The organism is Tenacibaculum sp. E3R01 (assembly GCF_003318185.1).
Taxonomy (GTDB): Bacteria; Bacteroidota; Bacteroidia; order Flavobacteriales; family Flavobacteriaceae; genus Polaribacter; species Polaribacter halocynthiae.
In genome coordinates, this window is record NZ_QOCC01000019.1 from 807,661 (window position 1) to 830,488 (window position 22,828).

24 protein-coding genes are annotated in these 22,828 nt (G+C 30.6%); 7 read left to right on the forward strand and 17 right to left on the reverse strand.

The annotated features are described in order from the left end of the window. Window positions 1-42 precede the first annotated feature (42 nt). The 6 genes from DS884_RS08765 to panB are packed head-to-tail and all read right to left on the reverse strand — an operon-like array spanning window position 43 to window position 3,565. Window positions 43-555 (reverse strand): hypothetical protein, encoded by a 513-nt coding sequence (locus DS884_RS08765; RefSeq protein WP_113786485.1) that lies wholly within the window; start codon window positions 553-555, stop codon window positions 43-45. A 42-nt stretch (window positions 556-597) separates the two neighbouring features. After that, window positions 598-897: a TM2 domain-containing protein gene (locus tag DS884_RS08770; RefSeq protein ID WP_093869245.1), complete on the reverse strand. Its 300-nt coding sequence runs from the start codon at window positions 895-897 to the stop codon at window positions 598-600. 24 nt (window positions 898-921) lie between these two features. Beyond that, the gene (locus DS884_RS08775) at window positions 922-1,311 is read right to left on the reverse strand and encodes a VOC family protein (protein ID WP_093869244.1); all 390 of its coding nucleotides are present in this window, start codon (window positions 1,309-1,311) and stop codon (window positions 922-924) included. Continuing rightward, window positions 1,298-1,771 carry a DUF1801 domain-containing protein gene (locus DS884_RS08780; RefSeq protein WP_113786486.1) on the reverse strand — a complete coding sequence of 158 codons (474 nt, stop codon included), beginning with the start codon at window positions 1,769-1,771 and terminating at the stop codon, window positions 1,298-1,300. The genes DS884_RS08775 and DS884_RS08780 overlap by 14 nt, the downstream gene beginning before the upstream one ends. Window positions 1,772-1,798: 27 nt before the next feature. Continuing rightward, complete coding sequence (locus DS884_RS08785; protein WP_113786487.1) at window positions 1,799-2,734, reverse strand: 2-hydroxyacid dehydrogenase; 936 nt, start codon at window positions 2,732-2,734, stop codon at window positions 1,799-1,801. Between the two features lie 12 nt (window positions 2,735-2,746). After that, entirely contained in the window at window positions 2,747-3,565 is an 819-nt protein-coding gene (panB, locus tag DS884_RS08790) for a 3-methyl-2-oxobutanoate hydroxymethyltransferase (protein ID WP_093869241.1), read from the reverse strand. Window positions 3,566-3,690: 125 nt separating this feature from the next. Here panB and DS884_RS08795 point away from each other — a divergent pair, with 125 nt between their 5' ends. The 5 genes from DS884_RS08795 to DS884_RS08815 all read left to right on the forward strand — a co-directional run bounded on the left by DS884_RS08795 (window position 3,691) and on the right by DS884_RS08815 (window position 6,692). Next, window positions 3,691-4,164, forward strand: coding sequence for a nuclear transport factor 2 family protein (locus tag DS884_RS08795; protein ID WP_113786488.1), 474 nt, complete (start codon window positions 3,691-3,693; stop codon window positions 4,162-4,164). Window positions 4,165-4,166: 2 nt separating this feature from the next. Next, window positions 4,167-5,084 (forward strand): TolB family protein, encoded by a 918-nt coding sequence (locus tag DS884_RS08800; protein WP_093869239.1) that lies wholly within the window; start codon window positions 4,167-4,169, stop codon window positions 5,082-5,084. A gap of 15 nt (window positions 5,085-5,099) precedes the next feature. Next, window positions 5,100-5,672 carry a sigma-70 family RNA polymerase sigma factor gene (locus tag DS884_RS08805; RefSeq protein ID WP_093869238.1) on the forward strand — a complete coding sequence of 191 codons (573 nt, stop codon included), beginning with the start codon at window positions 5,100-5,102 and terminating at the stop codon, window positions 5,670-5,672. 4 nt (window positions 5,673-5,676) lie between these two features. Further along, a complete protein-coding gene (locus tag DS884_RS08810; RefSeq protein WP_093869237.1) occupies window positions 5,677-5,937 on the forward strand; it encodes a hypothetical protein in 261 nt (86 codons plus the stop codon). Window positions 5,938-6,050: 113 nt separating this feature from the next. Further along, window positions 6,051-6,692, forward strand: coding sequence for an O-methyltransferase (locus DS884_RS08815; RefSeq protein WP_113786489.1), 642 nt, complete (start codon window positions 6,051-6,053; stop codon window positions 6,690-6,692). Window positions 6,693-6,698: 6 nt separating this feature from the next. Here the strand turns inward: DS884_RS08815 and DS884_RS08820 are convergent, their stop codons facing one another. The 11 genes from DS884_RS08820 to DS884_RS08870 form a co-directional block, all read right to left on the reverse strand. Beyond that, the gene (locus tag DS884_RS08820; protein ID WP_093869235.1) at window positions 6,699-6,980 is read right to left on the reverse strand and encodes a twin-arginine translocase TatA/TatE family subunit; all 282 of its coding nucleotides are present in this window, start codon (window positions 6,978-6,980) and stop codon (window positions 6,699-6,701) included. 92 nt (window positions 6,981-7,072) lie between these two features. Further along, window positions 7,073-7,366 (reverse strand): FoF1 ATP synthase subunit delta/epsilon, encoded by a 294-nt coding sequence (locus DS884_RS08825; RefSeq protein ID WP_113786490.1) that lies wholly within the window; start codon window positions 7,364-7,366, stop codon window positions 7,073-7,075. 74 nt (window positions 7,367-7,440) lie between these two features. After that, entirely contained in the window at window positions 7,441-8,952 is a 1,512-nt protein-coding gene (atpD, locus tag DS884_RS08830) for a F0F1 ATP synthase subunit beta (protein ID WP_113786491.1), read from the reverse strand. Between the two features lie 183 nt (window positions 8,953-9,135). Further along, window positions 9,136-10,494, reverse strand: coding sequence for an OmpA family protein (locus DS884_RS08835; RefSeq protein WP_113786492.1), 1,359 nt, complete (start codon window positions 10,492-10,494; stop codon window positions 9,136-9,138). A gap of 120 nt (window positions 10,495-10,614) precedes the next feature. Further along, complete coding sequence (gene kbl, locus DS884_RS08840) at window positions 10,615-11,808, reverse strand: glycine C-acetyltransferase (protein ID WP_113786493.1); 1,194 nt, start codon at window positions 11,806-11,808, stop codon at window positions 10,615-10,617. 48 nt (window positions 11,809-11,856) lie between these two features. Further along, window positions 11,857-14,991 carry a UvrD-helicase domain-containing protein gene (locus tag DS884_RS08845; protein WP_113786494.1) on the reverse strand — a complete coding sequence of 1,045 codons (3,135 nt, stop codon included), beginning with the start codon at window positions 14,989-14,991 and terminating at the stop codon, window positions 11,857-11,859. Window positions 14,992-15,071: 80 nt separating this feature from the next. Then, window positions 15,072-16,232 (reverse strand): metal ABC transporter permease, encoded by a 1,161-nt coding sequence (locus tag DS884_RS08850; protein ID WP_113786495.1) that lies wholly within the window; start codon window positions 16,230-16,232, stop codon window positions 15,072-15,074. Further along, window positions 16,225-17,349 (reverse strand): metal ABC transporter permease, encoded by a 1,125-nt coding sequence (locus DS884_RS08855; RefSeq protein ID WP_113786496.1) that lies wholly within the window; start codon window positions 17,347-17,349, stop codon window positions 16,225-16,227. Before DS884_RS08855 ends, DS884_RS08850 begins: the two co-directional genes overlap by 8 nt. Next, complete coding sequence (locus tag DS884_RS08860) at window positions 17,349-18,086, reverse strand: metal ABC transporter ATP-binding protein (RefSeq protein WP_093868612.1); 738 nt, start codon at window positions 18,084-18,086, stop codon at window positions 17,349-17,351. Before DS884_RS08860 ends, DS884_RS08855 begins: the two co-directional genes overlap by 1 nt. 1 nt (window position 18,087) lies before the next feature. Then, on the reverse strand, window positions 18,088-18,999 hold the full coding sequence (locus tag DS884_RS08865; protein WP_113786497.1) for a metal ABC transporter solute-binding protein, Zn/Mn family: 912 nt from the start codon (window positions 18,997-18,999) through the stop codon (window positions 18,088-18,090). A gap of 1 nt (window position 19,000) precedes the next feature. Further along, complete coding sequence (locus DS884_RS08870) at window positions 19,001-19,657, reverse strand: metal-dependent transcriptional regulator (RefSeq protein WP_093868610.1); 657 nt, start codon at window positions 19,655-19,657, stop codon at window positions 19,001-19,003. A gap of 166 nt (window positions 19,658-19,823) precedes the next feature. On the opposite strand from DS884_RS08870, the gene DS884_RS08875 reads away from it, so the two are divergent. Beyond that, window positions 19,824-22,178 (forward strand): TonB-dependent receptor, encoded by a 2,355-nt coding sequence (locus tag DS884_RS08875; RefSeq protein WP_113786498.1) that lies wholly within the window; start codon window positions 19,824-19,826, stop codon window positions 22,176-22,178. After that, entirely contained in the window at window positions 22,179-22,664 is a 486-nt protein-coding gene (locus DS884_RS08880) for a thioredoxin family protein (RefSeq protein WP_113786499.1), read from the forward strand. Window positions 22,665-22,828 lie beyond the last annotated feature (164 nt).

The following is a 22,828-nucleotide window of genomic DNA, read 5'->3' on the forward strand; positions in this document are numbered from 1 at the left end:
AAACCTTCATCTTAATATGAAGGTTTTATGTTTTGTAAGTGCTTACTTTCCAAATAAACGTTGAAAAAAACTTTTCGTTTTTTTAGTAGCTTCCTTAATTTCTTCTTCAGCCTCTTCAGCAAAATCCGCTATGTGTTCACTTGCTTCACCAACTATTTCTGAAGCCTTTTCAGATACATCTTCAAATGCTTGTTTAGCATCTTCAGCAAATTCACTAGCTTTTTCTTTTACTTTTTGAGCTTGTTCACCTTCTAATATTTCAGTGATTTTCTCTTTAGCCTCTTCAGCAAAATCAACTATTTTTTCACTTGCTTCACCTGCAATTTCTGAAGCTTTTCCTGATACGTTTTCGAATGTTTCTTTTGCTTCTTCTGCAAATTCATTAGCTTTATCTTTTACATTTTTAACACTTTCACTTTCTAGGAATTCAGAAACTTTTTCCTCTGCTTTTTTAACAAATTCATTTGCTTTCTCGGAAGCATCATTTATAGTTTCTTTAAAAGAGTCATTTTTTTCATTTAAATTTTCACTTGGCTTTTTGTTTTCTTCTGACATTTTGTATTGATTTATTTTATTAGCATAGGTTAAATAATAACATTAAAACCACTCTTTTCGGTTTTGCTGATATATTTCAAAGAACTCTTCATCTGATTTGGTTAAATAAATAATTCCTTCTATAAATGTAATTAACCACATTACACCTGAAAAAATACCACAGGATATTATTGTTAAAACTATAGTAAGAAATAAGGTAGTTATTCCTTCTTTAGTATAACCTAATATAAATTTATGTACTCCAAATCCACCTAGTATAATGGCAAGTATACCAGCTAAAACTCTTTTGTTTTCTTTTTGATGTTGAGGTATAGGGTTTCCGTTTTGATCAACTATTTCCATCTTGTAATTAATGTTTTATTAAATTTATAAAAAAGCTTCGTCTATTGGCTCCCAGAGTTCAATTTTGTTTCCATCTAAATCAATAATCCAACCGAACTTACCATAGTCATATTCCTCAACTTTGTCAATAACTGTAACACCATCTTGTTTTAATTCTTCTAATAATTCTACTAAATTTTCAACACGATAGTTAAACATAAAATCTTTTTTTGATGGAGAAAAATAATCAGTTTTCTTATCAAAAGGACTCCATTGTGTTGAAGCCTTATTTCCATCTTTATCTTTCCACCAAAAAGTACAACCCCAATCATCAGTATTAAAACTTAAATGTTTTTTATACCAATCTTTGGTTTCTTTAGGGTTTTCTGTTTTAAAAAAAACGCCTCCAATACCTGTTACTTTACCTTTTTTCATTTTTTACGTTTTTTATATTTTGTTCGTAAATAGCAATCCATTCGTCAACTGAAATTTTTTGAACTAATTCGGTAATTAAATCATAGGGTATTTCTTCAATTTTTTTAAATCTAATACAACTTTTCCCCATGTCTAGTTTACGTTTACAATGTTTAGGATACTCGTTAATAAACCATTTGTGTAGTTCAGGAATAGCATATATACCGCTATGATAAAGATTTATTGAGTTCTTTTGAGAAGCAAAACTCATAAAGGGTAATGGTTCACTAGAAGAACAGTGGTATCCATTAGGGTATGTTGATAGTGGCACAAAATAACCTATCATACCATATTGCATACCTTCTTCAAATCCTTTTGGAAGATTTCTGGAGATTATATTTCGTAGTTTTTTTAAAGCTTCTTGCCTATCTTCAGGAGTTTGAGATATATAGTCGTCAGGAGATGTAGCTTCGTATTTCATATTTTATGAATTTGAAGCTACAAGTTACTAAAATTTTTCTTTGATTTTATTTACGATGGTTTGTGCTAATTTCTCTTTACTCTCAATAGTCCATCCAGCCACATGGGGTGATAAAATAACCTGATTTGATTTTATTAAATACTGAAAAGCATCAGGCATAAGAGAATCGGTAAATAAATTTTCAAATGATTTTTTTTCATATTCTAAAACGTCTAAACCTGCACCTAGAATTTTTCCAGATTTCAATGAATCAACCAAGTCGGAGGTAACTACAGATTTCCCTCTGGCAGTATTTATCAACCAAAAGTTTTTTTTAAATTGGTTAATAAATTCTGTATTAATCATATTAATAGTAAGGTCAGTTTGTGGAGTGTGCAAACTTAATACATCAACTTCTTCTTGTAGTTTTTGTAAAGATACTTGTTTGCAGTTTCCATCACCAACATTATCTTTAATGTCATAACACAGAACCTTTACATCAAATCCACGAAGTTTTTTTGCAAAAGCTTTTCCCATGTTTCCATAACCAATAAGACCTACTGTTTTACCATCTAATTCAATTCCTCTATTATCTTCACGAAGCCATTTTCCTTTTCTAACTTCTTTATCAGCTTTATTTAGTTTATTGAATAAGGAAAGAAGCATTCCTAAAGAATGTTCACCAACAGCATTTCTATTACCTTCAGGAGCTGATATTAAATGAACTCCTTTAGTTAAAGCATATTCACAGTCAATATTTTCTAATCCAGCACCAACTCGCCCAATAAATTTTAAGTTAGAAGCCTTGTCTAAAAATTGTTTATCTATACTAAATCTACTTCGAATAATAATCCCATCATATGTTGAGATTTTAGACTCTATTTCATGCTTCGAAGAATCATAATCTTCATCATTAATAAAACCAAAGTTATTTAATTGATTTATTAAAAGTGGGTGATTAGTGTCTAAATGTAATATTTTCATGAATTATTTAAACTAATATTGTTCTTTGTCACTAGGAAAATCTTGTGATTTTACATCAGTAATATATTGTTGAAATGCATCTGTCATTTCAGCATATAAATCTAGGTATCTACGTAGAAATCTTGGGCTAAACTCGTGAGTCATTCCAATCATATCATGTGTAACTAATACTTGACCGTCTACACCACCTCCAGCTCCTATTCCTATTACAGGAATTGTTAAGCTTTTTGCAACTTCTTCTGCTAATTTAGCAGGTACTTTTTCTAAAACTAAAGCAAAACAACCTAGTTGTTCTAGAAGTTTAGCATCTTCTTTTAATTTTCTAGCTTCTTCTTCTTCTTTAGCTCTTACAGTGTAAGTACCAAATTTATATATTGATTGAGGGGTTAAACCTAAGTGCCCCATAACTGGTATTCCAGCAGTTAAAATTCGTGATATAGATTCAGAAATTTCACTTCCTCCTTCAAGTTTCACTGCATGCCCACCTGATTCTTTCATAATTCTAATTGCAGAATCTAAAGCATTTTTTGAATTTCCTTGGTACGTTCCAAAAGGTAAATCTACGATGACTAAACATCTTTCAATTGCTCGTATTACAGAACTTGCATGATAAATCATTTGATCAAGTGTAATAGGTAAAGTAGTTTCATGACCAGCCATAACATTGGATGCAGAATCACCAACTAAAATGACATCAATTCCAGCACCATCTACAATTTTAGCCATTGTATAGTCGTAAGCAGTTAACATGGATATTTTTTCGTTGTTTGCTTTCATTTCAATCAACGATTTTACGGTAACTCTTTTATATTGTTTTTTTGCTGTAGACATTGTTTTTATGTTTAGTCTGGTAAAAATAGGCATTTTTCAATAGATTACTATCTCGTTAATCTTCTGTTAATTATATTTTTCTATGCTTAATTTTTAATAGTTTTAAACTTTCAAACAGGTTTTATATGCATAAAATAATTACTATTCTTGTTTTTTTTGTAGTTACTACGGTAGTATATGGTCAAACTTCATTGGAAGAAAAAGAAATAAAAGAAACTATTAACACCTTTTTTAAAGGTTTACACAACGGTGATAGCACAGTTATAAAATCAACATTACATACTTCCATAAAAATTCAAACAACTTCAGTTAATAAAGAAGGAAAAAAAATACTAAAAACAGAAACTAAAAATCAACTCTTAAGAACTATAGCAAGTAAAAAAGTTTCTGATATTTATTTTGAAAAATTATTATCATATACTATTAAAGTGGATGGTAACTTAGCATCTGTTTGGACACCTTATGAGTTTTATTACAACGGTAAGTTTAGTCATTGTGGAGCAAATTCTTTTCAGCTTTTTAATAACAATGGAAAATGGGAAATTATTTATTTAGTTGATATGAGAAGGAGAAGTAATTGTAAAGCTTTAAAAAAATAAGAATGAAAAAATTGATCTTATTTTTTCTGTTAACCCATAATTGTTTTTCACAAGAAGTTAATCTTTTCTCTCCAGAAATTTTTAAAAGCTTGCCAAATGTCCGTGATTTTTCAATGAGTAGAGATAAAAACGAGATTTATTTTAGCATTGAAAGTTATCGAAAGGAATATTCTTTTATTGCTTATATTAAAAGGTTAGGTAATACATGGAGCAAGCCGAAAGTAGTTAGTTTTTCTGGTGTGTTTAAAGATCTAGAGCCTTTTCTATCTCCTGACGGACTCAAGTTGTTTTTTGCTTCTAATAGAAATGTTACTTCAACTGATGTTAAAAATGATATTGATATATGGTACGTGAAAAGAAGTACATTAAATGACGAATGGTCTGACCCAATTAATGTAGGGTTAACAATTAATACTAATAAAAATGAATTTTATCCATCTGTAACTAATAACGGAGATTTGTTTTTTACAGCAGAATATTCAGACTCAAAAGGAAAAGAAGATATTTATGTAAGTAGATTCATAAATAATAAATATACTAAGCCTGTAGCGTTGAGTTCAGCAATTAATACTGAAAAATATGAGTTTAATGCTTATGTTTCTCCTGATGAAAAGTTTATTGTTTTTACTTCTTACGGAAGAAAAGACGATTTGGGTAGAGGTGATTTGTATTTAAGCTATAAAGATGGAAAAGGTAATTGGTTGCCTGCTAAAAATCTTGGAGGCAGAATAAATTCAAAAGACTTAGATTATTGCCCATTCATAGATGTTGATACTAATATTTTATACTTTACATCAAGTAGGAGTAGTGTTCCTAAGAAAATGAAGAGTAAAAAAAGTTTGAAAGAAATTATAGATAATATTAATAGTTTACCAAATGGTTTAAGTAGAATTTATAGTACTTCTTTAAATAAAAAATAATGTATATTTGACCTAATGAACCCGAAGGAAAACAACAATACATTATCCCCTGATAAATGGGTTGATGCGTATGCAGATTATTTATATAATTTTGCAGTAGTTCGTGTCAACAATGAAGCAATAGCAAAAGATTTAGTTCAAGAAACTTTTTTTGCTGGTTTAAAATCAGCAAAGAATTTTGAAGGTAAATCTACAGAAAGAACTTGGCTTGTTTCTATTTTGAAACGAAAAGTCATTGATTATTATCGAAAAATCAACTCAAAAAAAGGGAAGGCAGAGGTAAGAATGAATTTTTATGAGGGAGGAGAAAATGAAGGTAGTTGGATTGAAGAACGTGTTCCCCAGTCATGGAGAAATGAAGCAGATCATACAATTGAAAATAATGAGCTTAAAACTCAAATAGATAAATGTATTGATAGTTTGCCTGAAAAATATGCGATGGTTTTTAGAATGAAAACAATTCAAGAATTTGAAACTGAAGAAATTTGTAAGGAACTAGATATTACGCCGTCGAATCTATGGGTTATTATTCATAGAGCACGAACCCAACTAAGAAATTGTATGGAAAAGAACTGGTTTAATAATTAATTTTATGTTTAAAAAGTTTAAAATAACTTGTGATGAGGCTACTGCTATCTGTGATAAGGCACAATACGGTGAAGCTTCTTTATTTGAAAAGATTCAGCTTAACCTACATGTTTTGATATGTAAAATTTGTAAGCTTTACTCTAAACAAAATAATATTTTGACAAGAGTATATAAGAGAAATGCTGCTGAATGTAAAGCGAAAAAATTCTCTTTATCTGATGAAGCAAAGGTTGCTTTAAAACAAAAGATAAAAGAGATAAGTTAATTTTTTTTGGTTTTTTATAAAAACCAATTTTTGATTTTTTGTTAGATTGAAACGGAATTTGTTGTAAAGATAAATTCCGTTTTTTTAATTTTGTCATTCTAAGCACAATAAATATGAATTTTTTACCTGATTTAATTGACGATTATGCTGTTAAGCATTCTCAAAATGAACCTGAATTGTTAAAAGAATTAAATAGAGAAACATGGCAAAAGGTTTTGAATCCTAGAATGTTAAGTGGTGCTTTTCAAGGTAGAGTTTTGTCAATGATTTCAAAATTAATCAAACCAAAGTCAATTTTAGAAATAGGAACTTATACTGGGTATTCAGCTTTATGTTTAGCTGAAGGGTTAAGTGAAGATGGAGTTCTACATACTATTGATAAGAATGAGGAGTTAGAAGAATTACAGTTTAAATATTTTCAAAAATCTGGTTTTCAAAACCAAATTAAGCAATATATAGGAAATGCTATAGAAATTATTCCATCTATAAATTCAACATTTGATTTAGTATTTATTGATGCAGATAAGTCAAATTATTTAAATTATTTTGAATTGATAATAGGTAAGATGAATAAAGGAGGCGTTATATTATCAGATAATGTATTATGGAGTGGTAAGGTTGTAGAACCTTTAAACCCGAAGGATATTGATACAAAAATACTTTTAGAGTATAATAAGTTATTAAAAGAAGATACACGTTTAGAAACGGTTCTTTTACCAATAAGAGATGGGTTAACAATAACTCGAGTTAAGTAGAAGTTGTTATAGCTTACGTTTTATTGGTCCAGTGAAATCATCGATGTTATCTTTAACATCATTAACTTCTTTGTTTATATCACGAACAAAATCAGTGTCTATACCTTGATTTTTAGCGCTATCATTAATTTCTTTTTTAATATCATTAGTAGCATCTTTTATTTGACGCATACCTTTTCCTAACCCTCTAGCTATTTCAGGGATTTTATCAGCTCCAAAAAGCATTACAACTATTAAAAGTATAATAAAAATCTCAGGACCACCAATAAATAAGAAAGTTGTATTCATGGTTACAAAGATAAATAAAATCGAGGTAATTACTATAAATAAAAAAAGCCAAACTCAATTTGAGTTTGGCTTTTTTTATTATTTAAAAATAATTAATCTGCAAGGATAATTACTTTATTATCTTTCATTTCTAACGTACCAGACTTGATATTTAAAGTTAAAACTTTATTATCGGCAGGTAATCTCTCAATGCTACCATGTAAATCATCAAAAGATAAATTACTTTGCGTATGAACATGGATCTTAACACTCCCTCTATCTAAAATAGATACTATAGGAGCATGGTTATTTAGCATTTGAAATTCACCATCTATACCAGGTACTGTAACAGAATCTACTTTCGATGAAAATAAAATAGCTTCTGGAGTTACGATTTCTAAAAACATAATTTTAAAGTTTTTAGCTTTTAGTTTTAGTCTTTAGTTATCACATAACTCAAAACTTAAAACTTAAAACTGGTTTACGCTTCTGCTAACATTTTTTCTCCAGCATCAATTGCTTCTTGAATAGAACCTCTTAAGTTAAAAGCTGCTTCTGGATACTTGTCTAATTCACCATCCATAATCATATTAAATCCTTTAATAGTGTCTTTAATATCAACTAAACAACCAGGTATACCTGTAAATTGCTCAGCTACGTGAAATGGTTGAGATAAGAAACGTTGTACACGACGTGCTCTGTGAACTACTAATTTATCTTCTTCAGATAATTCTTCCATACCTAAGATGGCAATAATATCTTGTAATTCTTTATATCGTTGTAAAATTTCTTTTACTCTTTGAGCAGTATTATAATGTTCATCTCCTAATATATCAGCTGTTAAAATTCTTGAAGTAGAATCTAACGGGTCAACCGCAGGATAAATACCTAATTCAGCAATTTTACGAGATAATACAGTAGTAGCATCTAAGTGAGCAAATGTTGTAGCAGGTGCTGGATCTGTTAAATCATCTGCAGGTACATAAACTGCTTGTACAGATGTAATAGATCCTTTTTTAGTAGAAGTAATACGTTCTTGCATAGCTCCCATTTCTGTAGCTAAGGTTGGTTGGTAACCTACGGCAGAAGGCATACGTCCTAGTAAGGCTGATACTTCAGATCCTGCTTGAGTAAAACGGAATATGTTATCTACGAAAAATAATACATCTTTACCTTGAGCTTCACCAGCTCCATCACGGAAATACTCAGCGATTGTTAATCCTGATAATGCAACACGTGCACGTGCACCAGGTGGCTCATTCATTTGTCCAAAAACAAACGTTGCTTTAGAGTCTCTCATTCCAGGTTTGTCAACTTTAGACAAATCCCATCCACCTTCTTCCATAGAGTGCATAAAATCATCACCATATTTGATAATTCCAGATTCTAACATCTCTCTTAATAAATCATTTCCTTCACGAGTTCTTTCACCAACACCAGCAAATACAGATAAACCTCCGTGTCCTTTTGCTATATTGTTAATTAACTCTTGAATTAATACAGTTTTACCAACTCCAGCACCACCAAATAATCCAATTTTCCCTCCTTTAGCGTAAGGCTCAATTAAATCAATTACTTTAATACCTGTAAATAATACTTCAGTAGAAGTAGATAGTTCATCAAATTTAGGAGCTAAACGGTGTATTGGTAAACCAGTTTCACCTGTTTTAGGTAAGTTACCTAAACCATCAATAGCATCACCTGTTACATTAAATAAACGACCATAAATGTCATTACCTATTGGCATTTGAATAGGGTTACCAGTAGCTACAACTTCTGCACCTCTACTTAAACCATCAGTTGCATCCATAGAAATAGTACGAACTGTATCTTCACCAATATGTTGTTGAACTTCTAAAACCAAAGTTGAACCATCAGTTTTTTTAATTTCTAATGAATCATAAATTTTTGGTAATTCAGCATTTTCTGTATTAAACTCAACATCGATAACTGGACCAATTATTTGAGAAACTTTACCTGTTATTGTAGACATTACTTATATGTAATTAAAGTTATTTATTTTGTTAAGTGAGAATTAACTCATTTTTTCAAGGTGCAAAGGTAAATTTTTAATAGCGAATTTAAAAATGTTTGAAGATATTTTTACGCATTTTTTCTACATAAAAAAAAGGCCTCACTTATAGTGAGGCCTTTTTATATTATGTATGAGTTTAAATTATTTTACTAATTTAATTTCTACACGTCTGTTTTGAGCTCTACCAGCTCTTGTTTTGTTATCAGCAATTGGGTAATCTTCTCCAAAACCAGCAGAAGTTAATCTGTTAGCAGGGATTCCAGCTTTGTTGATTAAGTAATCTAAAACAGCCTTAGCTCTTCTTTCAGATAACTTTAAGTTATTAGCAGCTCTACCTTGACTATCAGTATGACCTTGAATACTAAAGTTAGCTTTAGGGTATTCTTTCATTATACCAGCAATTAAATCTAATTTTCCGCTTACTCCAGCTCTAAATGTAGTTCTTCCTGAGTTAAAGTAAATAGCTCTTGCGAAATCATTTAATCTCTTAACAGCTTCTTCTTTAATGATTACTTCAGGACATCCATTGTTAGATGCTACACCTTTTACATTAGGACATTTATCATCTTTGTCTAATACACCGTCTCCGTCAGTATCAGGCCAAGGACAACCACCGTTTGCAGCAGGACCAGCTTGATTTGGACATTTATCTGTGTTGTCAGCAACACCGTCACCGTCAGCATCAGGACATCCATTCATAGCTTTAGTTCCAGCTTTAGTAGGACATGCATCATCTTTATCAGCAATACCATCACCATCAGCATCAGGACAACCGTTTAAAGCAGCTAAACCAGCAACTTCAGGACATGCATCGTCAGAATCTTTGATTCCATCGCCATCAGCATCAGGACATCCGTTGAATTCTTTTAAACCAGCAACTTCAGGACATGCATCATCTTTGTCATAAACACCATCACCGTCAGTGTCTTTTCCTCCAAATTTGAAAACTAATCCTATAGAGTGTTGGAAGTGATCCTGAACTTTGTCAGAAAATTCTTTTTTACCACCAGATTGGAAGTTTAAACCTAAGTTTTCGTTAAACCAAGTGTTAAAACCTACACCTGCATTTAAAGTTCCTTCTCCTAAGTCTCCTAAGTTAGCATAACCACCACCTAAGTATACATAAGGGTCGAACCATGAAGTATCACCAAACAAATTGTTTAAGTCATATTTTACGCTTGCATCGATAGCCCAATAAAGCTCATCCATATCGTTTTCACGACTAAATGTTTCAATTTTGTTTAAAGAACCAGCTAATTGTAATGTGAATCCATCGTTTAAGTATCTGTCAACAGAAATTCTTGAAACTGAAGGTAAGATATTCCAGTCACTAGTACCGATGTAATCTTTAGCATAATCGCTAAATTCTGAAGGTATTCTAAAGTCAACAGCGTTAACTCCGAATCCAACTACCCATGGATTGTCTGAATCCTGTGCGCTTGCCGTTCCAATTGTTGCGAACGTAAACAAAGCCATCACAGCTAATTTTAAGTGTTTCATTATTAAAAATTTAAATTAAAAGTTCGTTTATATACAACGCAAATGTAAGTTGTTAAAACTTATTTACAAAAACAAATCTACAAAAACTTACAAGAAAAGCAAGTTTTTTTAGAGTATTATCTATATTACCTTTAGTTCTTTACCAATTTTGATAAACGCGTTTATTGCTTTGTCTAAGTGTTTTTTATCATGAGCAGCAGAAAGCTGAACTCTTATGCGTGCCTGTTCTTTTGGTACTACTGGATAAAAGAATCCGATAACATATATACCTTCCTCTAATAGTTTTTCAGACATTACTTGAGAAAGCTTTGCATCATAAAGCATTACTGGTACAATAGCAGCGTCTGCACCTACTAAATCAAAACCAGCCTTTTCCATTTCGCTTCTGAAATAATTAGTGTTCCATTCTAACTTATCTCGTAAGGAAGTATCTTTAGATAATAAATCAAATACTTTTAAAGAAGCTCCTACAATTGCAGGGGCTAAAGAGTTTGAAAATAGGTATGGACGAGAGCGTTGACGTAAAACTTCTATTACTTCTTTTTTTGCTGTAGTGTATCCACCCATTGCTCCACCAAGTGCTTTACCTAATGTACCAGTTACAATATCAACTCTACCTAAAACATTTTTTAATTCTAAGGTACCACGCCCTGTTTTACCAATAAAACCAGCAGCATGACATTCATCTACCATAACTAATGCGTCGTATTTGTCAGCCAAATCACATATTTCATCTAATTTTGCAACAATTCCATCCATAGAAAACACACCATCTGTAACTATGATTTTAAATCTGTGGTTTTGCTTGTTAGCCTCTATAAGTTGTTCTTCTAAAGAAACCATATCATTATTATTATAACGATAGCGAGCAGCTTTACATAAACGAACACCGTCTATAATTGAAGCATGATTTAAACTATCAGAAATAATTGCATCTTCTTTAGTTAGTAAAGGTTCAAAAACACCACCATTTGCATCAAAAGCGGCTGCGTATAATATAGTATCTTCAGTTTGGTAGAATTCTGCTATTTTTTGTTCTAATTGTTTGTGTATATCTTGAGTACCACAAATAAATCGTACTGAAGACATTCCAAAGCCATGAGTGTCCATAATATCTTTTGCAGCTTGTATAACTTCAGGATTGTTTGATAAACCTAAATAATTGTTAGCACAGAAGTTTATAACTTCTTCTCCAGTTGAAACTTTAATTACTGCGTCTTGTGATGATGTAATAATACGTTCTGATTTATATAATCCAGCATCTTTAATATCTTGGATTTCTTTTTGTAAATGTTCTTTTATATTTCCGTACATGTTGTTTGTATTTAAAGTTTGTAAAGTTACAAAGTTTAAGTTTTTCGATTAAACTTCTTCAACCGAAATTTCTTCATTAATATATATGAGTAGTTTTTTTAAAATAGTAAAGTTCATTGATGTTAATACTTGTGAATATTTTAATAATTGTTGATGGTGTTTTTTTGAGGGAATACCTGTTTTGTAATCTATAATTGTTACTTGGTTGTTCTTGAAAACTAATCTGTCAGGAATTATGATTTGATTATCAATTGTTACTATTTCTCTTTCATTGTATATAATAGTATCCTCTGAAAAAAATTCTGATAGTTGAGGATGCTGAACAATTTTTTTTATGATACTTTCTATTTTCGGAATAGCATCTTTGTGTATTAATCCTTGATTATTATATGAGTCAATAACAGATTGAATATCTCTTTCATGATAAATTTCTGACATCATTTGATGAATAAGGTTTCCGTATTCAATAGCTTTTTGTTGTTTTGTATTCCAAAGTTTTGATGCACTTGCCAACATATATATATTATGGTCTTGCCATGGTGATGATATGAATTTTTCTTGAGTTTTTGATGTTGTTTTTTCTATGTTTCCTTTTTTACTAGCCCTTACTTTGGCGCCAAAAGTAAAAGTAGGTTCTTCATTATTCCAAACACCTATTTTTTTTAGGTAGTTGATGAAAAGACCAGAATAGTAATTAGTGTTTTCTCCCGTTTTGGTAATTCTTTTTTCTGTAATAATATGTAGTTGTTCTACTGATCTTGTCAGTGCGACGTAAAGTAGGTTTAAGTTGTCAAGTTCTAGCTCTTCTCTTTGTTGTTGGTATGTTTGTGTTCCTTTTTTACTAATAAAGTTTAAATCTTTATTAAATGGAATTAATAGTTCTTTAAATCCATTAAAATTATTAGGGAGTTCGTTTAACCAAGTCTTTGGATTTATTTGGTTGTAAATATCTAAATCACAAGGAAATATTACAATTGGAAATTCTAGCCCTTTGGATTTGTGAATAGTCATTATTTGAACAGCATCAGAACTATCTGGTGCTACAATGCTTAAATTGTCTTTTTTGCGGTTCCAGAAATCTAAAAAATTTTGAATGTCTGTGCCTTTTCTTTGTTGTTCTAGAACAACATCTAGAAAAAATTGGATATAGGCGTCAGAAGTTTTGGTTAAGTTAAACCCTCTTATAATTTCTTCTATTTTTTCATAAAAAGGTAGTTGATTAAAATACATACTATTGAAGTTCGTATTGTAATTTTTTAATTCTTCGAATAAAGAAAATGTAGATAGTTTTATGTGTTTAGCAATAAAAGTATGTTTGTCTTCATTGATGATTAAGTGATGATGTAAAAAATATAAAACTTCTAAAAAAGACTCTTTGTCTGATGGGTGTTGTATTACTTGAAGTATATCAATAATAAAGTTTACTTTATTGTTATTTTTGAGTAATAAAGTTTCAGAAGAAACGATTGAGACATTGTTTTCAGATAGATAATTTGCAACAGCAATTCCATCACTTTTTTTACGAACAAGTACACATATTTCATGTAAAGAAAATTCAGTTCGTAGTTGTTTAATAGTTTCTAAAACTTTTTTAGGGTATTTTATATCGTTGTTATCTTTGTCTTCTAGTTTTTCTAGAAAAGAAATACTTATGTGTCCGCCTTTTTTTGAATTCTCTAATTGTTTGTTTCCTTCAATATATAATTGTTTGTATTTCTCATTTTGTAAAAAATTAGCTATATGCTGAAAAAAATCATTGTTAAAATTGATAATTTCGGAATAACTCCTGTAGTTAGTGTCTAAGGTCTTTATTATCTTTTTTATATGAAATGGATTTTTTGAATTTTCATTATCTGTTCCAAGATTAATGAATTGTTCAGCTTTTCCTCCTCTCCATCTATATATTGCTTGTTTTCCATCTCCAACTAAAAGTAGATTGCTTTTTTCTTGGGCTAATGCATTATTTATTAAGGGGATTAAGTTTTTCCATTGTAAAACAGATGTGTCTTGCATTTCGTCAATGAAATAATGCATAAACCGTTGACCAATTCGTTCGTATATAAATGGAGTAGGTTGATCTTTTATATTGGTTGATATTAGTTGATTAAATTCAGCGTTTAGTCGAATGTTATTGTCTTCTTTTATTTGATTTAACTCTGTGTTTATGTTATTCAGAACCGCTAAAGGAATGATGCTTTTTAATGCTAATTGAGAAAGTATAAGTTCTCCATAAATAGTTTTACTTTGGTAGTATAAATCAACCAATTTTGGAAGTATGCTCTCAATTGAATTAACAATTTCACTAGTTGCTGTTTTTGTGTAAAAGTTGTTTTGTTCAATAGCTTTTTCTATTGTTTCACTTCGTTTTTTATAATCAAACTTAGAGTTGAACTCACTTAAGTCTTTTAAAAATTTAGGAAAAGTAGCGCGTGTAAAGTTTTTGGGTTCTAAACCTTCACGGTCAATAATACTTAATGCATCTTCTCCAGTTTTTTTTATTTTTACTAATAATTCTTTTTTACTTGTTGATAATGTGTTTTTTAGGTTGTTGAAGTCTTCAAGTGTTTTTGTAGATAGTTCTTTAAAGTGTTTTGCGTCGTCTTCGTTTAGTAGGATTTTTGAGATATCATTAAGCTCTCTAGAGATATCCCAAGACTTATCATCATCCGTTTTGTCAAGAGAAAATTGAATAAGGAGTTTGGTAATATCTTTGTCTGTTCCAATTTTTGAAATAAGAACATCTACTGCTTCACTTAATAAAGAAATGGCGTCCATTTCTACTTCGAAATTTAATGATAGTCCTAAATCAAAAGCAAAACTTTTAATTATTTTGTGAGTAAAGCTGTCAATTGTTGTTATTGAGAAGGCTGCATAATTTTGTAAAATAGTATCTATTATTTTTTTACTATGCTTTTTAATGATTTTTTTATCGACAGAGGTTTCTTTTAATATGGCTTTTAATAAATCATTTTCTGCTCCTTCAGAAAAAACTTGTAAATTTTCTAATACACGTTCTTTCATTTCTCCAGCTGCTTTATTGGTAAAAGTGATGGCTAGTATTTTTTGGAAATGAAAAATGTCTTCTGATTGTAAAAGTACTTTAAGGTATTCTTTAACTAATGTAAAAGTTTTTCCACTTCCAGCTGAAGCATTATATATCTCAAAGCTTGAAGGTGTTTGCACGAGGTTTCTAATTTAATGCAAAGTAGTTTTTTTTATGCCAAGTGACAAGTAAAAAAGTTGGTAGAATGTTCAAAAAATTATTAGCCTCTAAATAGAAAGAAATCATTTTTCATTGATTCTATTTCGGTGTCATCATTAGTTATAATATAATTAATTGCTTTTTCTGTAAATAGCTTTCCTTTTGGAGTAAGTGAAATAATTTTTTTATTAATAGTAATCATGTTGTTTTTCTCCGCCAACTCTACAATTAATTTTGATTTAAGTTTGTGCCAGTTAATGTGTTCATTTAAATGATTTATGTGCCTTTCCTTTTTATCGGAGTGATTGTTTAGGTGTAATAAAAAAGTAAGGAGTTGAACTTCCTTTTGTTGTTGTTTATTTCTGTACAATACGGAGATTAGTCCCTTATTTGGGGCGAATAAATAAACAATTAAAAATACTAAACCTAACATTGTTGTCATAGAGCCAGAAATAGAAGCGTCTAACAAGTGTGCTACCCAGTACCCTGATATGGCTGAAAAAACTCCAAATGTTATAGAAAGAGTTAGCATTTTTTTTAAATCGTTTGTAAGTAAATATGCAGTTGCTGCTGGAGCTATCATTAAAGCTACTACTAAAATAGCACCAACAGCATCAAATGCTCCTACCGTAGTTATTGAGGCTATACTCATTAATCCATAGTGAATAACAGCAGGGGAGAAACCAAGGGCAGTTGCTAGTCCAGTGTCAAAAGTGCTAATTTTTAACTCTTTAAAAAAGGTAATTACAAGTGTGGTTGTTATTAGCAAGATGGTTCCAATTACCCATATTGATTTAGGACCTAAATCTGTACCGTTAATTAGAAGTCGATCGAAAGGAGCAAATGCCAATTCTCCAAGTAAAACTGCATCAACATCTAAATGTACGTCATTAGCATTTTTAGCAATTAGAATTACTCCAATACTAAATAAGGCAGGGAAAACGAGTCCGATTGCAGTGTCTTCTTTAACTAATTTGGTTCTTTGAATGTACTCTACTAGAACAACTGTTAAAATACCAGATAAAGCACCCATTAGAATTAGTAGAGGAGAATTTAAATCGTGTGTTATAAAAAAACCTATAACTAAACCAGGAAGTATAGAGTGGCTGATGGCATCACTAATTAATGCCATTTTTCGTAATACTAAAAAAGTACCTGGAATTGCACAGGCTATAGCTACTATACTTGCTATTAATTGTATTTCTATTTGAGCACTACTCATTTTTTAAGTTTTGATTGTATAGGTTACCAGCAAATTGAAATCCTTTTTCTGTCATGGACCACATTTTTCCGTTTACATTAATGTAATCTCTTTCTTCTAGTTTTTTTAAGGTATTTCTAGTGTACCCTTGAAAATTATTTAAAATTTTTACTGCATGTGGATGTGATTTATCTTCGTGAGTTTTAACAATGTCAAACATAAAAGATAATGTTTTGTGCAGTTTTAGATCACGTCTGTTCTTTAAAAGTCGAATTTGACGAAAAAGAAGCCCTCGTGAAGGTGAAAAGATAAAAGAAAAAACAACAAAAATAGCAGCGACAAGTACTATAACAGGTCCGGTTGATAAATTTGATTGACTAGCGCTAATTCCTGTTCCTATAACACCAGAAAAAGCACCAAATATGGCAGCAAGAACAACCATGATACTTAGTTTGTTGGTCCATTGTCGAGCAGCAGCAGCTGGAGCTAATAACATAGCGCTCATTAAAACAACTCCTACGGTTTGAAGACCTAAAACAATTGCTAATACTATAAAGGTTGTGATTAGCATATCTATAGCTTTTATGTTAAAACCTAATGTTTTGGCATAATCAGCATCAAATAATAAGATTTTAAACTCTTTCCAAAAAAGAAATAATATAATTAAGCAAACTCCAGTTGCTATTGCCATAAACCATACATCGTTAATTAGTAAGGTAGCGGCTTGTCCGAATAGGAATTTATCTAAACCTGATTGGTTTGCATTTGGTTGTTTTTGGATAAATGTTAAAAGTAACATACCGAAACCGAAAAAAACGGAGAGTATTAAGCCCAATGCAGTATCGGTTTTTAAGTGAGTGTTTTTAACTATGCCTCGAATCCAGAAAGCACCAATAAGTCCACTAATTAATGCTCCTAATAATAATATGTAAGTATCTTTAGTGCCAGTAATTAAAAAAGCAATAGCGATACCAGGTAGAGAGGCATGAGATATGGCATCACCTAATAAACTTTGTTTTCTTAATACAGCAAAACTTCCTAACATCCCACATATTGCACCAAGAATTGCAGTTCCAATTGTAATAGTACGGAGCGTGTAGTCTGAAAAGATAAGTTTAAAATATTCTTGTAAATCCATTATTGTTGTACACTTACTTTGTAGTTTATGCCGTATGTTTTGGTTAGGTTATTATCGTTAAAAATTTCTTTAACTGGCCCAGTTGCTATTTTTTTTACATTTAAAAAAGTAACCCAGTCAAAATATTCAGGAACTGTTTGAAGGTCATGATGAACTACAATTACAGTTTTACCAGCTTTTCTTAATTCTTTTAAAATGTTAATTATAGCTATTTCAGTGGTAGCGTCTACACCTTGAAAAGGCTCATCCATAAAATATATTGATGCATTTTGAGCTAAGGCACGAGCCAAAAACACACGTTGTTGTTGCCCTCCTGAAAGTTGAGAAATCTGTCTGTTTTTAAAAGCTAACATCCCTACTTTTTCTAGAGCTTCTAGGGCTGTTTTTTTTTGTTTTTTACCAGGGCGTTTTATCCATCCTAGAGTGCCATATGTGCCCATCATAACTACATCTAGAGCAGTTGTAGGGAAATCCCAGTCAACACTTCCTTTTTGAGGAACGTAGGCAACTAGTTTTCGTTGTTTATTATAAGGTTTTCCATAAATTGTAACGCTACCAGCAATAGGATTTATAATTCCTAAAATTGATTTTATTAATGTTGATTTACCAGCTCCGTTGGGACCTACAATAGCCATTAAAACTCCTTCTGGAATAGCTAAATCAATATCCCATAAAACAGGTTTGTAGTTGTAGGCTACAGTTAAATCATCTATAGTTACTGCGTATTTTGTTTTCATTTTATTTTAGTGCGTCAACAATGATGTTAACATTATGGTTGTACATACCTGTATAAGTTCCTTCAATAGTTCCTTTGTTACCTAATGCATCAGAATATAGGGTTCCACCAATTAAAACTTGATGACCTTGTGCATTTACTGCTTCTTGTAGGGCTTCAATAGTTCTTTTAGGAACAGAGCTTTCTACAAAAATTGCTTTTATTTTATTGTTAATGATGAATTTTGCTAGTTTTTGAACATCTTGAACACCAGCCTCAGTAGCTGTTGATAAACCCTGTAAGCCAACGACATTAAATTTATGTTGTTTTCCAAAATAATTAAAAGCATCATGAGCAGTTACTAGTACTCTTTTGTTTTCAGGTAATTCGTTGATTTTTGAATTGATTTGAGTGTTTAATTTTTTTAGTTCTATTAAATACTGTTGTGTGTTTTTCTTATAAATAAGCTCATTTTTAGGGTCTAAATTGATTAGTTTTTTAGATATGTAAGAAGTGATTTTAGACCAATTATTAATATCAAACCAAATGTGAGGGTCGTAATTTGAAGCAAAATTTTCAGATTCAATTAAGTTTTTTTTACTTATGGTGTCTGAAGCAACTATAATTTTTTTGTTTTGATGTTTCATTTTTTCAAAAACTTCTTCAAGTTTTCCTTCTAAATGTAGTCCATTATAAATTATTATATCAGCATTGAATAATTTTGATACATCTCCTTCACTTGCTTTGTATAAATGAGGATCAACACCAGAGCCCATAAGGCCATTAATATTTACCTGATTACCACCTATGTTTTTTACCAGGTCAGTAATCATTGTTGTGGTAGTAACAATATTTAATTTACCGTTTTCTTTTGTTGTTTTTTTATTACAACTTATCATTATTACAATAATAAGTAGGATTGTAATTTTTTTCATTTTAATGTTTTTGAATATATATATTATTAGCAACCTTGTTAGATATTGTAATTGCTTGACCATTTATTTTTATTTGTAAAGATTCATCAAATGGTTCTTTTTCTATAATTTCTATTTCTTTACCTAGGGCAATTCCTTGTTTGTCTAAAAATTTTAAAAACTTAGAAGAGCTATCATCTACACCAACACAAATACCAATTTCTCCTTTTTGTAAGGTTGATAATAAACTCTTTTCAATGGTTTGTAAATTACCATCTTTATCAGGTATTGGGTCACCATGAGGATCTCTTTTTGGGTAATCAAGAAGAGCATCTAATTCGTTTATTAGTTTTGGAGATTTAATATGTTCTAATTGTTCAGCTACTTCATGTACTTCATCCCAGGAGAAGTTTAATTTCTCTACCAAGAATACTTCCCACAAACGGTGTTTACGTATAATGTTAGCGGCAGTTTTTTTGCCAAAGTCAGTTAACGTTACTCCTTGGTATTTTTTATAGATAACAACTTTTTTTTCAGAAAGTTTTTTTATCATGTCTGTTACTGAAGAAGCTTTTGTTTCTAGTTTTTTTGCAATAGCATTAGTACTGATCCCTTTTGAGGAGATGCTGTCTAGGTGATAAATTGCTTTGATATAATTTTCTTCGGTTTGACTAAACATAAATCTATTGTATTCAGGTACAAATATACAATTTTTGTTTTATGTAAACATATTTTTAGGTTAATCTAAAAATTATTTTAACTTTGCAAAAAAAAATGTCGCAGAGGTATATCACTATTGCTACTTAGTTGCAGTAGTGATATATTTGCAAAAACATTACTTTATAATGAGAAAAAAAATAATTCTTTCAGTATTTTTATTTTTACAAATAACGTACTCAATTTTTAGTCAGACGGTATCGGGGAAAATAACATTCGAAAATAAACCTGTTCCATTTGCTTTTGTATATGTAAAAGGAGGAACTTATGGAGTAACTGCCAATGAAAAAGGGTATTATAAGTTAAATCTTCCAGCGGGTAAAATCACGATCCAAGTGAGTTCGCAAGGATTCAGAAAAGTATCCAAAGAAATAATAACTAAAAACAATGAAAAATTAAATTTAAACTTTGAATTATTTGAAGATGTTTTAGGTTTAGACGAAGTGGTTATTAGTGCTACAAGAAACAGAGTAGAACGTAAAGAAACTCCTGTTGTTGTTTCAACAATAAAACCTCGTTTACTAACTGCAACTCAATCTGCTTCAATGGCAGACGGTTTAAATTATGCACCTGGTGTTCGAGTTGAAACTAACTGTCAAAACTGTGGTTTTACACAGGTTCGTTTAAATGGGTTAGATGGTGGCTACACACAAGTTTTATTGAATAGTAGACCTGTTTTTACATCACTAATAGGTGTATATGGTTTAGAGCAAATACCAACTAATATTATTGAACGAATTGAAGTTGTTAGAAGTGGAGGTTCTGCTTTATACGGTTCTAGTGCTATAGCGGGAACGGTAAACGTTATTACTAAAGATCCTGTTTTAAACACCTGGGAAATTGGATCTAATTTTGCCTTCATTGATGGTAAAGCACTCGATAGAACATTAACATTTAATACTTCTGTAGTTGCTGACGATTTGAATAGTGGTATCTCATTATTTGGAATGAATAGAAATCGTGAAAGTTTTGATGTAAACGGTGATGGTTTTACAGAAATAGTAAAGTTGAAAAATACAACTGTAGGTGCTAAAGCCTTTGTAAAACCAACTGAAAAAAGTAGAATTTCTATGAATTTGAATTCTATTAAAGAATACAGACGTGGTGGGAATAAGTTAAATCTTACTCCTCAATTTACAGATATTACTGAAGAATTAGATCATGATACTTTTATTGGTGGTATAGATTATGAAGTGTATACTAAAGATAATTCTGGTAAATTTCAAATTTACACTTCTATGTCTAACACTGATAGAGGCAGTTATTATGGCGGTCTTGGTGGTGGAATAACTAAACAAGACAGTATTTTAGCAAACAATGCTTTTGGAACTACCAAAGATTTAGCTTGGGTTAATGGTTTACAATTTACAAAATCACTTAAAAGTAAAGATGTTTTAACTGTAGGGGCAGAATACAATTTTACCTCTACCAAAGATGAAATAGTAGGTTACAATCGCTTGGTAGATCAATCTGTAAAATCGTTTGGTGTTTATGGGCAATATGAGTGGAAAGCGTCGGAAAAATTTACAGCTCTGATTGGTGCTCGTTTGGATAATGTAAATATAGATGGAAATTATACCATTGGTACAATTGCAAGAAATATTGATGTGAGTCAAACAACTTTTTCACCAAGATTAACCATTTCATATCAATTTACTGATGCGCTAAAATTTAGAGGTGGTTACGCAAGAGGTTTTAGAGCGCCACAAGCATTTAATGAAGATGTTCATATCTCTAGTGTAGGTGGGGAGCCTCAATTTGTAATTCTTTCTGATGATTTAAAAACTGAGTTTTCCAATGCTTATACTGGTTCTTTAAATTTTTCTAAAAATATTAATCTATTACAATTGGATTTCTTGTTAGAAGGTTTTTATACAACATTAAAAAATCCTTTTACATTGGTAAGTACTGGTTCTACATTACCAAATGGTTCTATAGTAGAAGAAGTAAGAAATGGTTCAGGAGCTAAAGTTTATGGAGTCAATTTTGAATTTGGAATTTCTCCAAATCCTAAGTGGCAATTTCAGCTAGGAGGAACTTTACAAGAATCTAAATATGACGACCCTCAGGTTTTATTTGAAACTAATGGAGTTTCAGGAGAGCCTGATATTACCGTTAATGAGTTTGTAAGAAACCCAAATTTTTATGGATACTTAAACACCGCATGGATTCCAAGCGAAAAATTTAATGTCGACCTTACAGGAACATATACTGGTGGGATGACAGTTCCAAGGGTGATTAGTGATACGGGATTCTTACAATTAAACGAAGTAACAGATTTCTTTGATTTGAATTTAAAGTTAGAATCTCATATTGATTTCAATGATAATTTTATGACCACCATTTCTGCGGGTGTAAAAAACATGTTTAATGCTTATCAGGATGATTTTGATACTGGAGCAACAAGAGATTCGGATTATATTTACGGTCCGAGTGCGCCAAGAACATTTTTTATTGGTATAAAATTTGGTAAATTTCATTAGATGAAACTTTTTAAAAAGAACATATTATTTCCTTTTTTCTTTGGATGTTTTGCTTTTACAGCTATCGCGCAGCAAAAGCAGAATATTAATTGGATTTCTTTTGAACAGTTAGATGATTCTTTGGCAGTTAAACCCAAAAAAGTATTCATTTCATTTTATACAAATTGGTGTGCCTACTGTAAAAAAATGAACAAAGTTGCTTTTAAAAACCCAGAAGTAATTGCTCTTTTAAATTCAGAATATTATGCTGTTAAAATGGATGCTGAATCCAAAAAAAATATAACGTTTGAAAGAGCAGAGTATATTAATGAAGAGGTAGGAAAGAATAGGCAGCCAATACATCAAATCCCGTTATTACTGGCATCTAGAAAAAACAAAACTTTTTCATTACCAGCAACAGTAATTTTAAATAAAACATTTAAAATTACAAAACGACATTTTGAATATTTATCTACCAAGAAAATGTTGAAATTTTTAAAAAATTAAATACACCTCAAGTTCTACACTAAATAAGTATTTCAAAATGCTTAAAGTCATTTATAAAATAAGAAAATTGTAAAAAAAGAAAGCTCATTTTTAAAGCTTTCTTTTTTCGTGATATAAAATTAATGCATTCGTAACATTACACTGTGGTGTTAACATTAAATAAA